This is a genomic window from Sulfuriferula sp., from assembly GCF_054605375.1.
Genome location: NZ_JBTSEG010000007.1, coordinates 82,082 through 103,602 on the forward strand (window position 1 = coordinate 82,082; position 21,521 = coordinate 103,602).

The following is a 21,521-nucleotide window of genomic DNA, read 5'->3' on the forward strand; positions in this document are numbered from 1 at the left end:
AAATAACATCCATGTGATATCGGGCAAGATTCCGCGGGCAGAAATACCCCCGTAACGCTTTGAAGTACGGGGTGTGGATAGCATAAACAATGCTATTTTCAACAGCTCAAGCCACCCGCTTGGCCTACTAAAGCGGGGTTAATCAATCGTATCGTCAATAATGACGAGATGAGCTCACCGAAATCGGCACAATACGACCGTCGATAAGTTTTACATTCCCGCCCGGGTACTGGCGCCGGTATGCAGCGACTCTATCCACATCGCTTCTTCCAGCGTCATCAAGCGGGGTACGGCAAAAGTCATATCGTGCCGCATTCCGTCAGTCCCGGACTGCGCCGGCACGGTGGAAAGATGATTAAAACTGGGGGAGTCAATGCGTCCGGATTCGATGTCGAATACAATCATGATGCACCTCCGTAGTGAAACTGCTCATGCCTGATATGCTGCCTGGCACCCAAATTACAAGCAATATTTACGCCCGATTAATACCATGTCTATCCCTGCCGCCTATCTGGGCGTAATCCTGATCTGGTCTACCACCCCGCTGGCGATTCAATGGAGCGGGACGGGGGCCGACTTCATATTTCCGTTATTGGTACGCATGCTCATCGGTCTGGTGGTATGTCTGATGCTGATGCGCGGATTACGCGTCAAAATGGTGCTCACGCGTGCCGCAATCAACGCCTACGTGGCTGCCGGCTCCGGTATTTTCGGTGCCATGTTGCTGGTGTACTGGGGTGCGCGCTATGTGCCATCCGGCCTGATTGCCGTGCTGTTTGGCCTGATTCCGCTGTTTACCGGCCTGATCGGTGTGTGGATGAGTGACGCAGAACGCCTGACCCCAGCCAAGCTGGCAGGGATTGCGCTGGGTCTGGCCGGGCTGATCGTCATTTTTAGCGCTGGTGCAAAAATAAGCGCGCAGGCTATGCCCGCCATTGCGGCCATTCTTGTTGCAGTCGCCATTCAGGCCACCAGTCTGGTATGGGTCAAACGCACCGGTGCCACGGTACCTGTATTGGCTCTGACGACCGGTGCGCTGACCCTGGTGGTGGGGCTGTTGTTACCGTTGTGGCTGATGCTGTTTGGTCACGTACCCCAATGGAGTTTGCGCACCGGGCTGTCCACGCTGTATCTGGGAATTTTCGGCTCGGTGGCGGGCTTTAGCCTGTATTTTTACGTCACCAAACACCTGCAAGCCGGACAGGTCGCGCTGATTACCCTGATCACGCCGGTAAGCGCATTGCTGCTGGGACAGGCGCTCAATGGCGAACGCCCCAGTCTGGATGTATGGCTCGGTACCGCCCTGATCCTGCTCGGATTGGGCGCACATCAATGGCGCCTGTTTGTTCGCATGGCCCGATGAGCGCAGCAAAATTCCAATCGTGCTGCTTTTAAAATACGCTGCAGTGAAGTCTTCACACAATCATAAACAGGGGGTACGCCATGGAACTGTTTGATGAAGCACTGAATATGGTCAAAAGTCAAATGGGTGGCGAAGCAGAAGGCCAAAGCGGCCTGATGGGAATTGTAATGCAGCTGATCAACAACCCGCAGTCCGGTGGCTGGCCGGGTTGCTTTCACAGGGCGGCTTGAGCAATGCCGTATCGTCCTGGGTGGGCACTGGTGAAAACCAGCCGGTTTCAGGCGACGCCATTCAACAAGCGCTGGGCAGTGACAAGATTCAGGAACTCGCCGCGCAAGCCGACATCTCGACCGATGCACTTTCAGCGGGACTGGCGCAATTATTGCCCGGCGTGGTCGACAAGCTCACCCCCAATGGCGAAGTGCCGTCCGGGGATTTAATGCAACAAGGCGCGGCTTTACTCAAAGGCAAGCTGTTCAGTTGAAATTTGGGTAGTACAATTAATGGCCGCAAGCTGATTGTGGCTTTTTTTATGCCCGCTGAACAGGCTATCATGCACAATTGCACGAAAAAGGACAGCAATGAGCCTCATCATCAATCCCAATGCACCACCCGTCCCGCCGCAGGAAAAACGCGTTACCCTGAAAACCCGCTCCGGCGAAATGGTCAGCGCGGACCTTACCCTGCAAGACGATAAAGGCCGCCAGAGCGCGGCCGAATATATCCATCATCTGTTCCAGTCGATCCGCGAAAAGCTGGGTGAAGTGGTCATCACACAAGTAACGGAAAGCGCCGATCCCGACGACGTGGCCGAAAACAAGCGCCGCATTCTCTACATTGCCGCGTTTCACGATTCCATGTTCGGCACCTTCAACCGAGTCACCAAGCTGCCTGAGGATGAACGTAATGAGTTCGTCGAAATCTTCCTGCTGGCGGTCGCCACGCTGATGCCGGGACGCAATATCCTCGTGGATTTAGGTAAAGGCACGATTAGCGACGGCGCAGGGCTCAGCTGAACTTTTAACCGAACCAATTTTACGATAGCGATTCCATGCATCTGCACATTCTGGGTATCTGCGGCACCTTCATGGGCGGCATTGCCGCCATTGCCCGCGCCGCCGGGCACACTGTTACCGGCTGCGACAGCAACGTCTATCCGCCCATGTCCGACCAGTTGCGCGCACTGGGCATAGAACTGATTGAAGGATTCGACCCCGCCCAGCTCGATCTCAAACCCGACGTATTCGTCATCGGCAATGTGGTCACGCGCGGCAACCCCTTGATGGAAGCGATACTCGATCGCGGGCTGCCATACATTTCCGGCCCGCAATGGCTGGCGGAAAACGTGCTGCACGGCAAATGGGTGCTGGCCGTCGCGGGTACCCACGGCAAAACCACCACCACCTCCATGCTGGCGTGGATACTGGAAGATGCCGGTCTGACGCCGGGCTTTCTGGTAGGCGGCATCCCGCAGAATTTCGGCATCTCTGCACGTCTGACCGAATCGCCATTTTTCGTGATTGAGGCGGACGAATACGACACCGCATTTTTCGACAAGCGCTCCAAATTCGTCCACTATCGCCCGCGCACTGCGATCCTCAACAACCTGGAATTCGATCACGCCGACATCTTTCCCGACCTGCCCGCCATCGAGACCCAGTTCCACCACCTGGTGCGCACCGTACCGGGACAGGGACGGATCATCGCCAATGGCAGCGAAGACAGCCTGCGACGCGTCATTGCACGCGGCTGCTGGACCCCGGTGGAATGGCTGGGCGTGGCGGACGGCTGGACCGCCAGCGGCGGCGAGGCCGGCTTCGACGTGCAATTCAACGGCAAGCCGCAAGGCCGGGTGGAATGGGGACTGATGGGCGCGCATAACGTACACAATGCCCTGGCCGCCATTGCCGCCGCCCGCCACGCCGGGGTTTCCACACAAGTCGCGTGCGAGGCGCTGGGGCGCTTCGAAAACGTCAAACGCCGCATGGAAATCCGCGGCACCGTCAACGGCATCACCGTGTATGACGACTTTGCTCACCACCCCACCGCCATCGCCACCACGGTGGGCGGCCTGCGCCGCAAGGTGGGCGCGGCGCGCATTCTCGCTGTACTGGAACCGCGCTCCAACACCATGAAGCTGGGCGCGATGAAAGACGCCTTGCCCGCCAGCCTGAAGGATGCGGACAAGGTGTTCTGCTATGCTGGTAACTTGGGTTGGGATGCCAAAGCGGTATTTACCTCCATGGGCGATATCGCTCAGGTACATGACAATCTCGACACCCTGGTAGCCGCAGTCGCCAGTGAAGCCCGTGCTGGCGATCAGGTTCTGATCATGAGCAATGGCGGTTTTGGTGGCATACACGGCAAGCTGCTGGAACGCCTGGCCACACGTTAAGGCTTCCTCAAAAACATCCATTGCCCGGATTTCAAGTTTGGTATCAGAAAACCGCTATAGCATTGAACGGAGCGCCCTGAAAAAAGCCAATATAAAGCTGTATGCACCGAGGAGAGATGGCATGGGAAAATTTTTATCTGCCAGGCGCCGGCTACTGATCTGCGCGCTAATGGTATGGCCCATACTGGGCGCAGCACAGGGAAACACGCTGATCGTAGGTGTGCTGCCCACGCTGAGTCCGCGCGTCCTGCTGAATAACTATCAACCGTTTCGCGTGTATCTGGAACATGCGCTGAATCGGCCGGTGGAGATGGTCACCGCCACGGATTTCGCGGCTTTTCACAAGAGCACCCTGGCCGGTGACTACGACATCGTGGTAACGGCTGCCCATTTGGGCCGGCTCGCCGAAACCGAACGCGGCTATATTCCACTGGCAACCTACAAATCCACCAACCGGGCCATGCTGATGACCTCCCGGGTGGCGCCGCTCGAATCCATTCGCGATCTGCGTGGTCATGCTGTTGCCACCCTGGATCGCTATGCGCTGATTACCGCTCAAGCGCTGGCCTGGCTGGAAGAACGGGGGTTGCGTGAGGGGGCTGATTTCCGCCTGCTGGAAACACCCAGCCATAACAGCTCAGCCTATTCGGTGCTGAGTGGCGAAAGTACGCTGGCCATCATCGCGCCCGCCGGCTGGAGGCAAATGCCGGAAAATATTCGCGAAGGCCTCCAGATTTACGCCAATCTGCCACCCATACCCGGGCTCATGTGGCTGGCAAACCCGCGCTTGGCACGTGAAGCGCCTCGCCTCAAATCAATTCTGCTCGCTTTTTCCCCGGACTCTCCCGAAGGCAGTCAGTTTTTCCAGGTGACCGGTTACCAGGGTATGCGTGAAATAACTCCGGAGGAAATGAAATCACTGGATCCCTATACCCGGTATCTCCAGAAAAATCTGGGACAATAAGCCTTGCTGAAATTACCGCACCACCTGTCATTACGCTCCAAGCTGGTGCTGCTCCTGCTAATCGTGGAAGTCGCGATGCTGACACTGCTCGTCGTGAACAGCGTACGCCTGAGCCAGGACAGCCTGATCGAGCAGGCACAAGTACGCTATACGGAGCTCAATACCCTGTTCAATGCAGCACTCGCCGCCCCCCTGGCCCAGCGGGATTATGCGACCCTGCATGAAATTCTGGCCGAAAGCGTACACCAGGAGGGTGTTGTCTACGCAGTACTGGTCGACCGGGGGGGATTGATTGTGGCATCGGCTGGCTGGAACAAGGGGAGAACACTGCCCGTCGCCACCCTATCCACCAGATTTAACGACACCCACCCCGACCAGTTCAACACAACCACGAAAATTATCCTCGCGGGGCAGCAATACGGCACGCTCCACTATGGTGTCTCGACGTTATTTCTGACGGAAGCGCGCGCGCATCTTGTGCGGCAAAGCGCGGTCATTGCAGGCGTGGAAATCCTGCTGTCGACATTGCTGATCATGATTCTGGGATATTGGCTGACCCGCCATCTGGCCAGCCTGACGCGCGCCGCTGAAGCATTTGCGCAAGGGCAGCTGGAAATCCGCCTGCCTGTGCAGAGCGACGACGAAGTCGGTACGCTTACCCATGCCTTCAATTTCATGGCGGATGCCATCGCAGGACAGATTGGCGCGCTGACGACCAGTACCAGCCAGCTGCATGAAGAACAGGCACGACTGGTCGCTTTGCTGCACGCCATGAAACTGGGCATCCTGTTTGCCGACACGGATAATCGCATTCTCTATTACAACCCGGCATTCCTGCATATCTGGAGGCTGCCAACGAACTCGTCCTTACATGGCAAGCATCCGGTCGATGCCATCACCCAGACTGACGGCACACTGGCTGAGCCGAGCCAGCTCATCGGGTTGATGACGCCCCCGGTCAATCCCCATGAAGAGTATCCTGCCGCAGAAATCCGTTTGTCGGACGGGCACCTGGTCACTCGTCTCAGCCACCCGGTATATGACGCCACCAAAAATTTTATCGGCCATTTGTGGATATTTGAGGACGTAACCCAGGAGCAGCAAACCGCACAACAGTTAATCTATCTTGCCGAACGTGACTCGCTCACCGGGCTGTTCAATCGCCACCGCCTGCGTGAAGAAATGGAAATTTTGCTCGCTGAAGCAGAACGCTCAGGCAAGCCGGGGGCATTACTGTTCTTCGACCTGGACGAATTCAAATACATCAACGACACTTTCGGACACCATGCAGGTGACGCTACATTGATCCGTATTGCCACGGAGCTTTCTACCCTGATCCGGCGAAACGAAATTCTTGCGCGCCTGGGTGGCGACGAATTCGCGCTGCTGATTCCGCAAATTACCGATCTGAAGCAGACTGAAGACCTGGCTGAGCGCGTCGTACAGTCTATTGCCCGGCTCCCGCTCATTTTTGAAGACCAGCCATTGCGCGTCACGATCAGCCTGGGAATCGCGCTTTATCCTCAGCACGGCACCACGATTGAGGAACTTATTGCGCATGCCGATACCGCCATGTATCAGGCCAAGGCGTGTGGCAAAAATACCTGGCAGGTATATCGCCCGGAACTGGACATGGGCAAGCAAATGGTGGCCCGCCTTGCCTGGAACGACCGGCTGTCGCATGCTTTCGAGCACAACCTGTTCCAGCTGCATTTTCAGGGCGTGTATCGCACTGCAGACCGCAGCCTGTCCCATCTTGAAGCGCTGATACGCATGATCGACGAGGAGAAACCCGGCGAAATGATCATGCCCGCTTTATTCATTCCCGTCGCCGAAAAATCCGGCAAGATACTGGAACTGGATCGCTGGGTTATTAGCGAGGCAATCACCACCCTGGCCCGCCACCCCAGGCTGCACGCGCTGGCCATCAATTTGTCCGGCCGTTCTTTGGCAGACCCGTCATTGCCGGATTATATCAAGGACACCCTCATCCAGCATGATGTCGACCCAAAACGCTTGCTGATCGAGATTACCGAAACCTCGGCGATTGGCGATCTGCATGACGCTGGACGCTTCATCGAGGCGTTGCACCAGACCGGCTGTGCGACCTGCCTGGACGACTTCGGCACCGGCTTCTCGTCTTTTGCCTACCTCAAATATCTCAAGGTGGATACGCTGAAAATCGACGGCCTGTTCATACGCGATTTGCCCAATGATCACGACAATCAGTTATTTGTTAAATCCATTGCCGACGTGGCAAGAGGGATGGGCAAAATCACGGTAGCCGAGTTCGTCGAGGATGAGGCTACTCTCGAACTGCTGCATCGCTTCGGAGTTGATCTCGTGCAAGGTTATTTTCTGGATCGGCCGATTGCCGATCATCCTGCCCTGCAAGGTTACTCACTCGCGGAAAGGCAGGCTTGACAGTGCAACTCAGTAAGTTTTATACGGCAAAAACTTTCCGTTCAGCACAATCTTGACGCGGTCACCCTTGGGGTCGGCCTCGCGCTGGATATCCATGCTGAAATCAATTGCGCTCATGATGCCATCGCCAAACTCTTCGTGGATTAACTCTTTAATGCTGGCGCCATAAACATTGATCAACTCGTAAAACCGATAAATCAGGGGGTCAGTGGGGACGGCGGTGGGCAACGAACCTTTGTAAGGCACAACTTGCAGCGCTGCCACGGCTTCAGGCGGCAAGCCAAGCAACTTGCCGATGGTGGTTGCCTGTTTTTTATCCAGTGTCATCTGCCCCAATAGCGCGGCGGTTGTCCATTCCTTGCTCAGGTCGATTTTTTTGGCGATGTCCGCCCATTTCAAGCCTTTTTTCAGTTTGGCGGCAAGGATCAGTTCGGTTACTTCAGTGCGTTTCATGGTTTCTCCCCTCATAAAGAACATCTGACACTACATAAAATATTTACTCCTTAACCTGCACCTGACTCATCCGTTTCAGGCGTTGTGCAAGCGCGCCAATAATCTCGCGCGCCAGTGCCGGGCTGGTCGCCATCAGTTCCTCCAGTATGTGTGGCGGAAATGCAACCAGATACACGTCGGTCTCGGCGATGACTGTCGCAGTACGCGGCTCCCCCAGCAGGTAGGCCATTTCACCGAAAATTTCACCGGCCTGCAAGCTGGTGAACTTGATTTGCTGGTCCTGTACGTCCTTGTATAGCGCAACCTGGCCTGATTTCAAAAAATACGTGAGTTGCGAGGTTTCGCCCTCGCGGATAATGACTGCCCCGGCGCTGAATGCATGTCCGTATTTATTCAGCAGACGTTGCGAGCGCCCGAACAGAATGCGATCGGCCAGCGTGGTCTGCTTGCCGCTCTTGGTCAGAAACAGTTTTTCCAGGCCCAATACATCCAGCCTGCCAACCGCATATAACGTCTGCGCCCATGCCAGAAAAATCACCGCTACGATGTATACCCAAATTAACGAAAAGACCACCGTGCCCAAAGTGCCATAGATCGCCTGATAATTATCAAGGCGCACGAAATAACCAAATCCGGCTTTAAGCGCGAGTATGCTGAGCACGCACAGCAGGCTTACCCATGCGGCTGTTTTGCGCGGCGGACGCGGAATAGGCATACGCCAGAATGCTGTAAATATCAGCAACCACAACATCAGAAAAGTCACCGCGCTACTGGCCAGATTGAGGTTGTTTACCAGATGCGCGCCGAGCAATTCCATGCGGGAGAAATACCCCAGCAGGTACTGCCCCGCCATGGCCAGCACTATCAGTCCGAACGCCAGCGGCATGGCCAGCAGCGACACCAGCCAGGTGCGCCAGAAACTGCGCTTGCCGCCGGAAAAAATCACCCGGAACGCGCTTTGCAAAGCGTTCAGCAGGCCACGCGAAGCCATCACCAGGGTGAGCAGACTGGCGCCGCTGGCCACCGCGCGGGTTTGTTCCGGCAATGCACCCAGCGCCTTGAGCGCGCCCAGATTGAGTTGATCCCACAGCGCCACAAACAGGAGCGGCATATTCGCCGCCAGTTGCGGCAACTGGGTAAGCAGATTGGCCGCATACAACAGCAGCAGCACAATGGGAACAATGGACAACAAAAAATAAAACGAAATCGCCGCCGCATGGTTCGCCAGCTCGTTGCGCAAAAACAGCTGCACCGATACATAGCCAATCTGGCTCAGCCAGTCAAGGCGATCGCGGGCCGGTGCGGAGAGTGGGAAGCATTTCATCGGTGCAATTTAACCTGCTTTTAACGGCGTCGGCCAGCACTGCCTTATAATGCGTGATTAAATTTGCTATTTCTTTTCCGCAATGATCATTTATGTCCACGGTTTCAACAGCTCGGCCGGCTCGGGCAAGGCACGCGAACTGGCTGCCTGGCTTGACGCCCGCGGCCGCGGTGCGGAATTCATCTGCCCGGACCTGCCACATCGTCCGGCGGCGGCCATCGCGTTGTTGTCCGATCTGATCTCGGCATTGCCGCGCGCGCAGGTAAAACTGATTGGCAGCTCGCTGGGTGGCTTCTATGCCACCTGGCTGGCGGACCGGTTTGACGTCAAGGCGGCATTGATCAACCCGGCAGTGCATGTACAAGACGGGCTCAAAAGCGTGCTGGGCCCGCAAAAAAATTACCACACCGGCGAGGAATACCTGTTTACCCGGCAACATCTGGATGAGCTTGCCGCACTCGACAAGCCCGCGCCGTTGCGCCCGCAAAACCTGTTGCTGCTGGTGGAAACCGGCGACGAAGTGCTGGATTATCGTGAGGCGGTGAATTATTACGCCGCCAGCCGACAGATTGTCGTGCCAGGCGGCGATCACGGATTCCAAAGCTTCCCTCAATATATCGAAACCATTCTGGAGTTCTGAACGCAGGGGTGCATGCCCCTCGCGTTACTCAATATGTATCTACTTTACGAAGAAAGCGGCAGCTTCAAGGCCGGCACCATCATTACCGACAACGATTCCTCCTTGCAGCTGGATACCCAGCACGGCAAGCGCGTCAAGGTGAAAGCCGGCACGGTAATGATGCGCTTTAACGCACCGGCGCCGGCTGAATTCATGGACGCCGCGCACGTCGTGCGCGATGAGGCCGACACGGATTTTCTGTGGGAAGTTGCGGGCAGCGAGGAATTCGGCTTTACCGATCTGGCACGCGAATACTTCGGCCACGAACCCGCGCCTGCAGAAGCGGCAGGCATTCTGATGCGTTTGCACGAAGCGCCGATGTATTTCTACAAAAAGGGGCACGGCCGCTACAAATCCGCGCCGCCTGAAGCGCTGGCTGCCGCCAAGGCCGGCGTGGAACGCAAGCAGCGCGAGGCGGAATCGCTGGCACGTTATGTTACGCAACTAAGCGCGTATCAGCTGCCGGAAGAATTCGCCGCGCATCTCGACATGCTGCTCTACGCGCCGGACAAAAATCAGCTGGAATGGAAAGCCCTGGACGAAGCCTGCAAGGCGACCAGCCTGACTCCGGTCAAACTGCTGGATCGCTGCGGCGCGATTCCTTCCAGCCACGATTACCACCTGGGTACGTTCCTGCGCGAGCACTTCCCGCGCGGCACCGGTTTCGGCGACGCCCACGAACTGCCCGACCCGCCACAGTTGCCGGATGCGGGGGTGCAGGCATTCAGCATGGACGACGCGGCCACCACCGAGATTGACGATGCCTTTTCAGTCACGCGTCTGGACAACGGCAACTGGCGCGTCGGCATCCATATCGCCGTGCCCGCGCTGGGCATCGTGCCGGCCTCGGCGCTCGACGAAATCGCCGCGCGCCGCCTGTCCACGGTGTATTACCCCGGCGCCAAGATCACCATGCTGCCGGATAGCGCCATTCACCACTACACCCTGGGCGAGACCCACACCTGCCCGGCGCTGTCCATGTATGTGGAAGTGAGCGACGGCGAATGGAAAGTACTGAACCAGGAAACCCGCCTGGAGCAAGTCCACATCGCCGCCAACCTGCGCCATGAGACGCTGGAACCGCATTTCCATACCGGCAGCATCGCCGACGACAGCATCGATTACCCGTTCAAGACCGAACTCGACATGCTCTGGCATTTTTCCGGCGCGCTGGAGGCCGCGCGCGGCAAAACCCCCGACCCCAACATGACGCAGCGCGCCGATTACAATTTCAAGGTGGAAAACGATCACGTCAGCATCACTGACCGGCTACGCGGCAATCCGATCGACCGCGTGGTGTCCGAACTGATGATTTATGTGAATTCGGAATGGGGGCGCTGGCTGGCGGAAACCGACACCATGGCGCTATACCGCACCCAGCAGAACGGCAAGGTAAAAATGAGCACCAAGCCCGCGCCGCACGTCGGGCTGGGCGTGGCGCAATACACCTGGGCGAGCTCTCCGCTGCGGCGTTATGTGGATCTGCTCAACCAGCGCCAGATCATGGCGCTGGCGCAAGGCGTGGAACCGCCCTATGCGGCGAAATCCGAAGTTTTGTATACCGCAATGCGCGATTTCGAAGTGGCTTACGACGCCTACAACGACTTCCAGCGCAACATGGAGCGCTACTGGTGTCTGCGCTGGCTGGTGCAGGAAGGCATTGCTGAAATCAACGCGGGGGTCATCAAGGAGAACCTGGTGCGTCTGGATGGCATCCCGTTTGTGACACGCGTGCACTCGTTGCCGGAATTGCCGCCGGGCAGCCGCGTCAGCCTGAAAGTGGAGGGCGTAGACCTGTTCGACGTGGAGTTGCTGTGCAGTTTTCAGCACAGGCTCGATATTGTGCCTGCCACAACGGAGCCAGCGGCTCAATCGGGCTAGAATACCGGCCATGAACGCACCCTCCCGTTTGCCTTCCATCGCTTCCCGCCTCGGCATTACACCGCTGCTCGGCATAGCGCTGCTGGCGTCTCTGGGCATCCACCTGTTCCTGCTCGGCTTCAGCTTCATGCTGCCGCCGGTACGCACTGACAATTTCCGCAGTCCACCGCTGGAAGTCGTGCTGGTCAATAGCAAGTCCGCCCACAAGCCGCTTAAGGCTGACGCCCTCGCGCAAGCCAATCTGGATGGCGGCGGCAATACTGATCTCGACCTCCGCGCCAAGAGCCCGTTGCCCTCTTCAGCAATGGATCAACACGAATCCGGCGCAGAGCAGGCGGAACAACGCGTCAAGCAGCTGGAAGCGCAAGCGCGCCAGATCATGACCCAGCTCAAGGCCGATCAAAGCCTGCCCAGTATGCAAAATGAACCGGTGCCGACTGAAACCAAGCCGGTTGAGGCAGACCCCACCCCCTCCACCGTGGTCGCGCGCAATCAGGAAATGGCGAAGCTGGAAGCACAGATCTCGCGTGAATACAGCGCTTATCAAAAGCGCCCGAAACGCATGTTTGTCGGCGCACGCACGCAAAGCTACGTGTTTGCGCGTTATATCGAGGACTGGCGCATCAAGGTGGAACGCATAGGCAACCAGTATTACCCGGAGGCGGCACGTTTACGAAAACTCTACGGCAAGCTGCAGCTCACCGTGTCGATCAAATCGAACGGCAGCCTTGATGGCATCGAGGTCTCGCGCAGCTCCGGCTCCAAAATCCTGGATGCCGCCGCAGTCGCCATTGTTCGGCGCGCAGCGCCCTTTTCACCCTTCCCGGAAGCCATGCGCAATCAGGTTGATATCCTGAGCATCACGCGCACCTGGAATTTCCTGCCTGGTGACAAACTCAATAGCAGCAGCGACTGAGCCTGGCCATCAATCTGATACAATTAGTACTTTTGAATATTCTGGAAAGGCCTTGGCCATGCATATCGGCACAACTATCACCCAATTCATTATCGAAGAACAACGCCAGATCAAAGGCGCAACGGGTGATTTCACTTCGTTGCTGAACGACGTTGTCACCGCTTGCAAGGTCATCTCCAACGCCGTCAACAAAGGCGCGCTGATCGGCGTGATGGGCAGCCTCGATTCGGAAAACGTGCAGGGCGAAACCCAGAAAAAGCTGGACGTCATCACCAACGAAATCTTCATCCAGTCCAACGAGTGGGCAGGACACCTGGCCGCCATGGCCTCCGAGGAGATGGACGACGTCTACCAGATTCCCGGCCAGTATCCGCGCGGCAAATACCTGCTGGTGTTCGATCCGCTGGACGGCTCGTCCAACGTTGATGTGAACATTTCCGTGGGCACTATTTTCTCCATTCTGCGCTGCCCCGGCGAAGGCGATGCGCCGACCGCCGAGTCGTTCCTGCAGCCGGGCACCAGGCAGGTTGCCGCCGGTTACGCGCTGTACGGCTCCTCCACCATGCTGGTGCTGACCACCGGCCACGGCGTCAACGGCTTTACGCTGGACCGCGACATCGGCGAGTTCATTCTCACCAATCCCAACATGAAAATTCCTGCCGACACCAGGGAATTCGCCATCAACGCCTCCAACCAGCGCTTCTGGGAAGCCCCGGTCAAGCGCTACGTGCAGGAATGCCTGGAAGGCAAGACCGGGCCGCGTGCGCGCGACTTCAACATGCGCTGGGTCGCTTCCATGGTGGCCGAAGTGCATCGCATCCTGGTACGCGGCGGCATTTTCATGTACCCCAAGGACACCAAAGACCCCGCCAAGGCCGGCAAACTGCGCCTGCTGTATGAGGCCAACCCCATGAGCTTCATCGTCGAGCAGGCCGGCGGTGCGTCCAGCACCGGCCGCGAGCGGATTCTGGAGCTGCAACCGGAAGGTTTGCACCAGCGCGTGCCAGTCATCCTCGGCTCGAAAAATGAAGTGGAAAAAGTGGTTTCTTATCACCAGGAAGCTTAAGTTCCAGGTCAGCAATAAACATCAAGGGCGCAGCGCAGGCTGCGCCCTTTTTTATTTGGGCATTCAGTTTTTTCCGGCCGCCTTGTATAGGGCAAGAGTCAGTGCCCGCGCGGCAGCATGGTCGTCCAAACGCAGGTCACTGCGCAGCCAGACCAGCGCGGTGTCAAATTCGGGCATGCTATTTTGAAAAGTATTTATCAGGCTAAATTGTGATTGATACGTTAGGCCGTTACAATTGATGCCACATGCAAACCGTTAACCTCACTGACCATTTCCTGATCGCCATGCCCAACATGGCTGATCCCAATTTTTCCAGAACCCTGACCTATATCTGCGAGCACAACGAAGAAGGGGCGCTCGGTGTGATCGTGAACCGGCCTACCGATCTGGATATGGCGGCCTTGTTCGACCAGATCGGCATCGAGCTGGAACGCACCGATCTGGCGGGGCAAGCTGTCTACTACGGTGGCCCGGTACAGACCGAACGCGGCTTTGTGCTGCACCAGCCTGCGGGGGAGTGGCAATCGACCATGGCGGTAAACGAGCGCCTTGGGCTGACCACCTCCAAGGATATTCTCGAAGCCGTCGGTCGCGGCCACGGCCCGGCCAAGCTGATGGTGTCGCTCGGTTATTCTGGCTGGTCGCCAGGGCAGCTGGAAGACGAACTTGGGCAAAACGCCTGGCTGTCGGTCAAGGCCGATCCGCAGGTGATTTTCGACTTGCCGGTGGAAGATCGCCTGAATGCCGCGATGAAAATTCTCGGCATCGACTTTGCCATGCTGTCGGACGACGCGGGCCACGCCTGATGGGCTCGGGCAGCGTGCTGGGCTTCGACTTCGGCCTGAAGCGCATCGGTGTGGCCGTCGGTACGCTGGAACTCAAGTTGGCCCACCCGCTGGAGACCATCGCCATTGAAACCACCGACGCCCGTTTCGCCCGCATCGGCAAACTCATCGATGAATGGCAGCCGGCACTGGCCGTGGTCGGCATTCCGCACCGCGGCGACGATAGCGCCCACGAATTTGCCCCCACCTGCCTGCGCTTCGCCCAGCGCCTCAAGGGACGCTTCGGCTTGAACGTGGCGCTGGTGGACGAAAGTTACAGTTCCGCTGCGGCCAGCTCCACACTGAACGAATCCGGTATTCATGGCCGCCAGCAAAAGACCATGCTGGATCAGGTCGCCGCCCAGCACATCCTGCAACATTATTTCGACGAACCCGACCATGCCCATCATTACCTTGCCTGACGCAGAAACGCTCGTCGCTCAACTGGCGGCAGCGATCAAACCCACCCTGACGCCCAACACCGTGCTGGTCGGCATGTACACCGGCGGCGTGTGGGCAGCACAGCAAATGCACGCGCTGCTTGACCCGGACATGCCGCATGGCGACCTCGACATCTCCTTTTACCGCGACGACTTCGACCGCATCGGCCTGCACGCCCAGGTCAAACCGACACGCCTGCCGTTCGAGGTGGAAGGCCGCGACATCCTGCTGGTGGACGACGTGCTCTACACCGGCCGCTCGGTGCGCGCCGCCATGAACGCGCTGTTCGACTACGGCCGCCCGGCGCGCATCCGCCTGGCCGTGCTAGTGGATCGGGTGGGCGACCGCGAACTGCCGATCATGGCGGATTTTGTCGGCGCCACGGCAAGCGTCCCGCCACACCAGCATATCCACCTTGTCCGCGACGACGCGGGCCGTCTCAAGCTCAAACTGGTTGATCTCAAATGACCCTGAACCCGCAACTCAACCAGGGCGGCGCGCTCAAGCATCTGCTCACCATAGACGGCCTGCCGCGCGCCATTCTTACCCACATCCTGGACACCGCCGAGGGCTTCATCGCAGTCAGCGAGCAGGAGGTCAAAAAGGTGCCGCTGCTGCGCGGCAAGGCGATTTTCAACCTGTTTTTCGAACCCTCGACGCGCACCCGCACCACCTTCGAGATCGCCGCCAAGCGCCTGTCCGCCGACGTCATCAATCTCAACATCAACGCCTCCAGCCAGAGCAAGGGCGAAACCCTGCTCGACACCGTGGACAACCTCGCCGCCATGCAGGCCGACATGTTCGTGGTACGCCACGCCCAGAGCGGCGCCGCGCACATGATTGCGCGCCACGTGGCGCCGCACATCCATGTCGTCAATGCCGGCGATGGCCGCCACGCCCACCCTACCCAGGGCTTGCTGGACATGTTCACCATCCGCAAATACAAGGGCGAATTTCACAACCTGCGCGTCGCCATCGTCGGTGACGTACTGCACTCGCGCGTGGCGCGCTCGCAAATCCACGCGCTGACCACGCTGGGCGTGCCCGAAGTGCGCGTCATCGCCCCCAAGACGCTGCTGCCCACCGGCGTCGAGCAGCTGGGCGTGCACGTCTACCACGAAATGGCGAAGGGGCTGAAAGACGTCGACGTGGTCATCATGCTGCGCCTTCAAAACGAGCGCATGCGTGGCGCGCTCCTACCCAGCGCGCAGGAATACTTCAAATATTACGGCCTGACCCCGGACAAGCTGACACTGGCCCGGCCCGACGCCATCGTCATGCACCCCGGCCCGATGAACCGCGGCGTCGAAATCGACTCGGCCGTGGCCGACGGCAAGCAATCGGTCATCCTGCCGCAGGTGACCTACGGCATCGCCGTGCGCATGGCGGTCATGAGCATCCTGGCGGGAAATTAAGATTGTCCCTGAATAATTCAGCGTTGCGCCGGGGGCTGGTTGAGCGCCGCCTGGTAGGGTGCAATAAGCGCAGCGCATTGCACCGCATGCATTCGGCGCAATGCCCGTTGGTTATTGCGCCCTGCCATGTTCCAGTTTTTTGGGGTTCGGATACCAAAGGCTCGTTAATGAATAAGCTGAAAAAATCATGAAAATTCACATCAAGAACGGCCGCCTGATCGACCCCAAGCATGGCCTCGACACCCACGCCGACCTCTATATCGCAGCCGGAAAAATCGCTGCCATCGGCAGCGCACCCAAGGACTTTCAAGCCAACCGCGTGATCGACGCCAGCAACTGCATCGTCTGTCCCGGCCTGGTCGATCTCGCCGCGCGCCTGCGCGAACCGGGCTTTGAATACAAGGCGACGCTCGAATCGGAAATGGATGCCGCGTGCGCCGGCGGCATCACCAGCCTGGCCTGTCCGCCCGACACCGATCCGCCGCTGGACGAACCCGGCCTGGTGGAAATGCTCAAGTTCCGCGCCCAGAATCTCAACCAGGCGCGCGTCTACCCCATCGGCGCGCTGACCCAGAAACTCGAAGGTGCGCGCCTCACCGAAATGGCCGAGCTGCGCGACGCCGGCTGCGTGGGCTTCTCCCAGGCCGACGCCCCCATCACCGACACCCAGGTGCTGGTGCGCGCGCTGGAATACGCCGCCACCTTCGGCTTCACCGTGTGGCTGCGCCCGCAGGACGCCTACCTCGCCAAAGGCGGCGTGGCGCACGACGGCTTTGTCGCCACGCGCCTGGGCCTGGCTGCCATCCCGACCAGCGCCGAGACCGTCGCGCTCGCCACCATCCTGCTGCTGGCAAAGGAAACCGGCGCACGCGTGCATCTGTGCCGCCTCTCCGCCGCCGAGAGCCTGGCGATGGTACGCACCGCCAAGGCCGAAGGCCTCAACGTAAGCTGCGACGTCGGCATCAACCACGTCCACCTCAGCGAGCTGGACATCGGCTATTTCGACACCAACCACCATCTCGTGCCCCCGTTGCGCGGCCTGCGCGACCGCGACGCGATCCGTGCCGCCCTCGCCGACGGCACCGTGGACGCGCTGTGCTCCGACCACACGCCGGTGGACGAAGACGGCAAGCAAATGCCCTTCGGCGAATCCCAACCCGGCGCCACCGGGCTGGAACTGTTGCTGCCATTGACGCTGAAATGGGCGCGCGAAAACGACATCCCGCTCAGCCAGGCGCTAGCGCGCATCACCCATCAACCCGCCCATATCCTCGGCCTCGACGCTGGGCATCTGGCTATCGGCCATGCCGCAGACATCTGCGTGTTCGACCCTGAAGCCGCGTGGATAGTCGCATCCAGCGTACTCAAAAGCCAAGGCAAGAACACACCGTTTTTGGGTTATGAAATGCAGGGGAGGGTAACGGCCACGCTGGTGGAGGGGCATGTGGTGTTTGAGGCGGCGGAGAATGGGCAGGGGCGCAAGTAGAATCCCGACCGGCCCTGTGTTTGCTCGCGCGCGACAGTCTCGTCTGGCGGCCTTATGCGGAGATAAATTATCGAGTCTGACCCCATTTTGCGCTCGTTTTCATCTACGCTGTGGACGGCAAAAATGTTCTTGGCGAGATCGATTCCTATGCTGATAATGTTCATGACTTTCCCCTCTTGGTGATTGATGAAAACCGCCATTTCCATCATGGCACTTTTGATGCCGTTCGCGGCAACTTCGCCGCAGCTTCGGGACGGGGAAGTCCCTTTCATTCGTTAGGGTCGCCAATCCATGGCTCGTATGCTAATCCATCTTGATGCAAATGCCGTAAACGCCCGACAGGCCGACGACAGCCTGAACGAGCTTGAACGTCTCGATGCTCTTGGAAAAGTCGACCTAGAGTACTCCGAAATTGCGTACATCGAGGCAGGTCACGGCAGTTCCGCCCGTCAGGCCAAGACTGAAAACTACACTTGGGCTGGCCTATCTGGGCAATCAGAACTTGAAGTTGACTGGCGCGCGAAGATTGAGAAGGCGATATTTCCTTTGGGCGTAAACACGGACTCAGATCGAAATGACGTTGAAGTTGTTCTCACAGCAAAGATCGCGGGAGCGGTCCTTGTCACCCGAGACGGCAACTCCAAGACGCAGCCACGTGGCATTCTTGGCAGTCGCGTAGAACTGACCGCCCTCGGCATAATGGTTCTAACATTCTCCGAAGCCGTTACATATGCTAAGCGAACCTACGTTATGCAGCACACGCACGAAGTACGGCTAATGGTTATCAACTTTCAATTATTTGTGGGAGAGAAAAATGAAGTTTCTTGCAATGAGCGTTTTAATTGTTCTTTCTGGGCAAGCAATCGCCGACATCTTTCCACAAGGAGATTCGAACTACCAATGTCAAACTACCGGCGGGTTCTTCGATTTTTCTCCTAATGGTGCTATTGCCGCCTGTCGACAGGAAATTGACGAGTTCTGTAAGAACAAGGGCGCACCGCCAATTATTGGAAAAATTACTGGTGCGCCTTCCGGCCCTGCTCGATACGCCAAAGCAGAAATTAGTTTCCAATGCATGACGGCAGCCGATGTTGGCCTGAGGCAGCAAAAAATGGTTGAAGCGGAAAATCAGCAGGTTAGAGCCGAAGTCGAGAATTCCAAGCGGATGTGCCAGCAAGACTTTGGGTTTGTCCCCAATACGCCCGAATTTGGCAATTGCCTACTGGAGTTGCAAAAGCAATATTTTGCAAATAGAAGGGTCGCGCAGGAAGTAGCCGCGCAAAAGGAAATGACGGAAGCTCAGTTGGCCCAGAAGCGTCAATCAGATGCTGACCAAGCTACGATGAACGCGATTCAATCGATCAACAAGATCACTGCTCCATCTACGTCTACGGTAAGAACCAATTGCACGACATATGGTTCGAATACCTCTTGCACCTCAAGATAACCAATGCAGTATGGACAAATGCCGCATAATCGGGTAAGGACCGGCTTCTAGCCGGCCCTCCCCACACCACCCGGCATGCGGGTCCGCACCGGGCGGTTCATCAACAAGGCGCACACGATTTTTTCGTCATGCGTAGCCGTGGAAATGGAAATGGAAATGGGGTCGGACTCGATTTAATATGCTATTGAGCAATACATCGCTCGCCACAATGCCAATCCCAAGCCGTTCATCTGGACCAAGAGCGCTCGCGATATCCTGCAGAAGGTCATTCGCGCCAACAGCCGCTTAAGTTCCAAAGAAATACGGGGTCCAAAGAAACGGGAAATACGGGGTCAGGTCTATATTCGTAGCATTGTGCCGCTTATCTGGCCTATTGATCCGGCCAGAATATGTTTGAACTCGCTCAGCGCCTCCCTTGCCGCACTCGCAAGTTTCGCTGACTAATCAGAGTTCAAACTTCACTTGGCCGAATCAATAACTCTGAAACAATGGGGTCAGGTCTAGATACATAGCGCATTACATGCTATATTCCCACCATCATGTCCCGCCCCGTCCGCATAGAATTTCCAGGTGCCCTTTATCACGTCACCGCGCGTGGGGATAGGCGCGAAGACATTTTTGAGGACGGCCAGGATAGGCGGATGTTCCTATCGGCACTGGAACAGGTCATTGCCCGGTTCAACTGGGCATGCCATGCCTGGTGCCTGATGGATAACCATTACCACTTGCTGATTCAAACGCCGGACGGCAATTTGTCCAAGGGCATGCGTCAACTCAATGGCGTTTACACCCAAGCCAGCAATCGGCGCCACCAGCGCGTGGGACATTTATTTCAAGGCCGCTTCAAAGCCATTCTGGTAGACAGCGATGCCTATCTGCTGGAGTTATCGCGTTATGTCGTACTCAACCCCGTCCGGGCAGGCATGGTGAAAAAGCCAGCCGACTGGCCATGGAGCAGCTACCGGGCAAGTGTGGGGCTGGAGCCTATCGCCGCCTGGCTGGCAGTTGATGGCTTGCTGGCGCAGTTTGCCAAACGGCGCAGCTTGGCACAGCAGCGTTATGCGCAATTTGTCGCAGAGGGCATCCAGGTGGCTTCGCCCTGGTCGAATCTCAAAGGCCAGGTATTCCTCGGGGATGAGCAGTTTGTGCAGCGCATGCAAGCGCACCTCCAGTCAGGCAAGGACGATGTGCAAATTCCCCTTGCGCAGCGACGTCCTCCGCCGCCGCTATTATCCGAAATAGCGCGTCGTGCGCTAGACAGAAATACGGCTATCGTTGCGGCATACGCAACGGGTGGGTATTCTTACCAACAACTCGCTGATCACTTCGGCATGCACTTCACGACGGTAGGAAAAATTGTTAGAAGGGGTGGGTGATGCGCTATTTATCTAGACCTGACCCCGCGCTTCGCGCGCTTCTCTTGACAATACGTACGTGTTAACGTACCGTTAAGGCCTCTTAAAGGAGCACGAAATGAACACCCTTACCGCCAGCGAAGCTCGCGCCAATCTGTACCGGCTTATTGACCAAACAGTGGAATCACACGAGCCGATCATCATTTCCGGAAAGCGCAACAGTGCCGTTCTTCTCTCTGCGGAAGATTGGAGTGCCATTCAAGAAACCCTGTACCTACTGGCCGTGCCTGGCATGCGCGAATCCATCAAGACGGGGATGGCGGAGTCCCTGGTAAAAAGCTCGACAGAGCTTAAGTGGTGAGTTGGGCGCTTGTTTATGCTAAGCAAGCAATGAAGGATGCAAAGAAGCTCTCTGCAAGCGGTCTTAAATCAAAGGCGCAAGAACTGCTCGCGGTTCTTGCCAATGACCCATTTCAAAATCCACCCCCCTTCGAGAAGTTGGTCGGCGATCTGGCCGGCGCATACTTTCGCCGCATCAATATCCAGCACCGCATCGTGTACGAAGTCTTCGCCAAAGAGAAAACGGTTCGCGTCCTGCGTATGTGGACTCACTATGAGTGAGTAGAGGCCCAACCCATCCATCAACACGAACGAGGTCGGAGTAGTACACCTCCACAGGAGATCATCATGATTGCAGTAATCTTTGAAGTCTGGCCAGCCGAAGGCAGCGCCAAGGAGTATTTCGATCTGGCAGCGGAACTCAGGCCTCTCCTGGAAGAAATTGAAGGGTTCATTTCCATAGAACGATTTGAGAGCCTGACAACAAAAGGGAAGTACCTGTCGCTGTCTTTCTGGAGAGACGAGGAATCGATCCGCACATGGCGAAACATGGAGGGCCATCGAAAAGTTCAGGCAAAAGGACGGGACAGCGTATTCGCAGAATACCGGATACGTGTCGCACATGTTGTGCGGGACTACGGATTAGAAGAGCGCAACGAGGCGCCTGAAGATAGCCAGGCCGCACACGGCTGATCCATCACTTTGCGGCGCCATGTGTCCTGAAATTATTACGCTCGGACGCTGGACGT

The 21,521-nt window shown here is 57.5% G+C and carries 24 protein-coding genes; 21 read left to right on the forward strand and 3 right to left on the reverse strand.

Annotated elements, in window-relative coordinates:
- Positions 1–210: 210 nt before the first annotated feature.
- Positions 211–405 (reverse strand): hypothetical protein, encoded by a 195-nt coding sequence (locus ACYCZJ_RS06235; protein WP_461553359.1) that lies wholly within the window; start codon positions 403–405, stop codon positions 211–213.
- 85 nt (positions 406–490) lie between these two features.
- Between ACYCZJ_RS06235 and ACYCZJ_RS06240 the strand changes: the two genes are divergently transcribed.
- The 7 genes from ACYCZJ_RS06240 (at position 491) to ACYCZJ_RS06270 (ending at position 7,146) form a co-directional block, all read left to right on the forward strand.
- Entirely contained in the window at positions 491–1,363 is an 873-nt protein-coding gene (locus ACYCZJ_RS06240) for a DMT family transporter (protein WP_461553360.1), read from the forward strand.
- 80 nt (positions 1,364–1,443) lie between these two features.
- Entirely contained in the window at positions 1,444–1,593 is a 150-nt protein-coding gene (locus tag ACYCZJ_RS06245) for a hypothetical protein (protein ID WP_461553361.1), read from the forward strand.
- Complete coding sequence (locus tag ACYCZJ_RS06250) at positions 1,590–1,847, forward strand: YidB family protein (protein WP_461553362.1); 258 nt, start codon at positions 1,590–1,592, stop codon at positions 1,845–1,847. The genes ACYCZJ_RS06245 and ACYCZJ_RS06250 overlap by 4 nt, the downstream gene beginning before the upstream one ends.
- A gap of 97 nt (positions 1,848–1,944) precedes the next feature.
- The gene (locus tag ACYCZJ_RS06255) at positions 1,945–2,379 is read left to right on the forward strand and encodes a hypothetical protein (protein WP_461553363.1); all 435 of its coding nucleotides are present in this window, start codon (positions 1,945–1,947) and stop codon (positions 2,377–2,379) included.
- A 35-nt stretch (positions 2,380–2,414) separates the two neighbouring features.
- Positions 2,415–3,758 (forward strand): UDP-N-acetylmuramate:L-alanyl-gamma-D-glutamyl-meso-diaminopimelate ligase, encoded by a 1,344-nt coding sequence (gene mpl / locus ACYCZJ_RS06260; protein WP_461553364.1) that lies wholly within the window; start codon positions 2,415–2,417, stop codon positions 3,756–3,758.
- A gap of 121 nt (positions 3,759–3,879) precedes the next feature.
- On the forward strand, positions 3,880–4,722 hold the full coding sequence (locus ACYCZJ_RS06265; protein WP_461553365.1) for a phosphate/phosphite/phosphonate ABC transporter substrate-binding protein: 843 nt from the start codon (positions 3,880–3,882) through the stop codon (positions 4,720–4,722).
- A gap of 3 nt (positions 4,723–4,725) precedes the next feature.
- Positions 4,726–7,146: a putative bifunctional diguanylate cyclase/phosphodiesterase gene (locus ACYCZJ_RS06270; protein ID WP_461553366.1), complete on the forward strand. Its 2,421-nt coding sequence runs from the start codon at positions 4,726–4,728 to the stop codon at positions 7,144–7,146.
- Between the two features lie 9 nt (positions 7,147–7,155).
- Here the strand turns inward: ACYCZJ_RS06270 and cynS are convergent, their stop codons facing one another.
- Together cynS and ACYCZJ_RS06280 are read right to left on the reverse strand one after the other, a co-directional pair.
- Positions 7,156–7,599, reverse strand: a complete 444-nt coding sequence (gene cynS, locus ACYCZJ_RS06275) for a cyanase (RefSeq protein WP_461553367.1) — start codon at positions 7,597–7,599, stop codon at positions 7,156–7,158.
- Positions 7,600–7,642: 43 nt separating this feature from the next.
- Entirely contained in the window at positions 7,643–8,923 is a 1,281-nt protein-coding gene (locus ACYCZJ_RS06280; RefSeq protein WP_461553368.1) for a YhjD/YihY/BrkB family envelope integrity protein, read from the reverse strand.
- An 82-nt stretch (positions 8,924–9,005) separates the two neighbouring features.
- Here ACYCZJ_RS06280 and ACYCZJ_RS06285 point away from each other — a divergent pair, with 82 nt between their 5' ends.
- From ACYCZJ_RS06285 to ACYCZJ_RS06350, 14 genes are all read left to right on the forward strand, one after another.
- The gene (locus tag ACYCZJ_RS06285) at positions 9,006–9,563 is read left to right on the forward strand and encodes a YqiA/YcfP family alpha/beta fold hydrolase (RefSeq protein ID WP_461553369.1); all 558 of its coding nucleotides are present in this window, start codon (positions 9,006–9,008) and stop codon (positions 9,561–9,563) included.
- A gap of 12 nt (positions 9,564–9,575) precedes the next feature.
- Positions 9,576–11,483, forward strand: coding sequence for a ribonuclease catalytic domain-containing protein (locus ACYCZJ_RS06290; RefSeq protein ID WP_461553370.1), 1,908 nt, complete (start codon positions 9,576–9,578; stop codon positions 11,481–11,483).
- Between the two features lie 10 nt (positions 11,484–11,493).
- Positions 11,494–12,399, forward strand: a complete 906-nt coding sequence (locus tag ACYCZJ_RS06295; protein ID WP_461553371.1) for a TonB family protein — start codon at positions 11,494–11,496, stop codon at positions 12,397–12,399.
- 58 nt (positions 12,400–12,457) lie between these two features.
- Complete coding sequence (locus ACYCZJ_RS06300) at positions 12,458–13,465, forward strand: class 1 fructose-bisphosphatase (RefSeq protein ID WP_461553372.1); 1,008 nt, start codon at positions 12,458–12,460, stop codon at positions 13,463–13,465.
- A gap of 245 nt (positions 13,466–13,710) precedes the next feature.
- Positions 13,711–14,271, forward strand: a complete 561-nt coding sequence (locus tag ACYCZJ_RS06305) for a YqgE/AlgH family protein (protein ID WP_461553373.1) — start codon at positions 13,711–13,713, stop codon at positions 14,269–14,271.
- The gene (gene ruvX, locus ACYCZJ_RS06310) at positions 14,271–14,711 is read left to right on the forward strand and encodes a Holliday junction resolvase RuvX (protein WP_461553374.1); all 441 of its coding nucleotides are present in this window, start codon (positions 14,271–14,273) and stop codon (positions 14,709–14,711) included. Before ACYCZJ_RS06305 ends, ruvX begins: the two co-directional genes overlap by 1 nt.
- A complete protein-coding gene (gene pyrR, locus ACYCZJ_RS06315) occupies positions 14,698–15,198 on the forward strand; it encodes a bifunctional pyr operon transcriptional regulator/uracil phosphoribosyltransferase PyrR (protein WP_461553397.1) in 501 nt (166 codons plus the stop codon). The genes ruvX and pyrR overlap by 14 nt, the downstream gene beginning before the upstream one ends.
- Complete coding sequence (locus ACYCZJ_RS06320; RefSeq protein WP_461553375.1) at positions 15,195–16,145, forward strand: aspartate carbamoyltransferase catalytic subunit; 951 nt, start codon at positions 15,195–15,197, stop codon at positions 16,143–16,145. The genes pyrR and ACYCZJ_RS06320 overlap by 4 nt, the downstream gene beginning before the upstream one ends.
- Before the next feature lie 187 nt (positions 16,146–16,332).
- The gene (locus tag ACYCZJ_RS06325; RefSeq protein ID WP_461553376.1) at positions 16,333–17,631 is read left to right on the forward strand and encodes a dihydroorotase; all 1,299 of its coding nucleotides are present in this window, start codon (positions 16,333–16,335) and stop codon (positions 17,629–17,631) included.
- Between the two features lie 814 nt (positions 17,632–18,445).
- Positions 18,446–19,078 carry a hypothetical protein gene (locus ACYCZJ_RS06330; protein ID WP_461553377.1) on the forward strand — a complete coding sequence of 211 codons (633 nt, stop codon included), beginning with the start codon at positions 18,446–18,448 and terminating at the stop codon, positions 19,076–19,078.
- Positions 19,079–19,617: 539 nt separating this feature from the next.
- On the forward strand, positions 19,618–20,454 hold the full coding sequence (locus ACYCZJ_RS06335; protein ID WP_461553378.1) for an REP-associated tyrosine transposase: 837 nt from the start codon (positions 19,618–19,620) through the stop codon (positions 20,452–20,454).
- Between the two features lie 97 nt (positions 20,455–20,551).
- Positions 20,552–20,794, forward strand: coding sequence for a type II toxin-antitoxin system Phd/YefM family antitoxin (locus ACYCZJ_RS06340; protein ID WP_461553379.1), 243 nt, complete (start codon positions 20,552–20,554; stop codon positions 20,792–20,794).
- Entirely contained in the window at positions 20,791–21,054 is a 264-nt protein-coding gene (locus tag ACYCZJ_RS06345) for a Txe/YoeB family addiction module toxin (protein ID WP_461553380.1), read from the forward strand. Before ACYCZJ_RS06340 ends, ACYCZJ_RS06345 begins: the two co-directional genes overlap by 4 nt.
- A gap of 66 nt (positions 21,055–21,120) precedes the next feature.
- Positions 21,121–21,465 carry an antibiotic biosynthesis monooxygenase family protein gene (locus ACYCZJ_RS06350; RefSeq protein WP_461553381.1) on the forward strand — a complete coding sequence of 115 codons (345 nt, stop codon included), beginning with the start codon at positions 21,121–21,123 and terminating at the stop codon, positions 21,463–21,465.
- Positions 21,466–21,521: the final 56 nt, after the last annotated feature.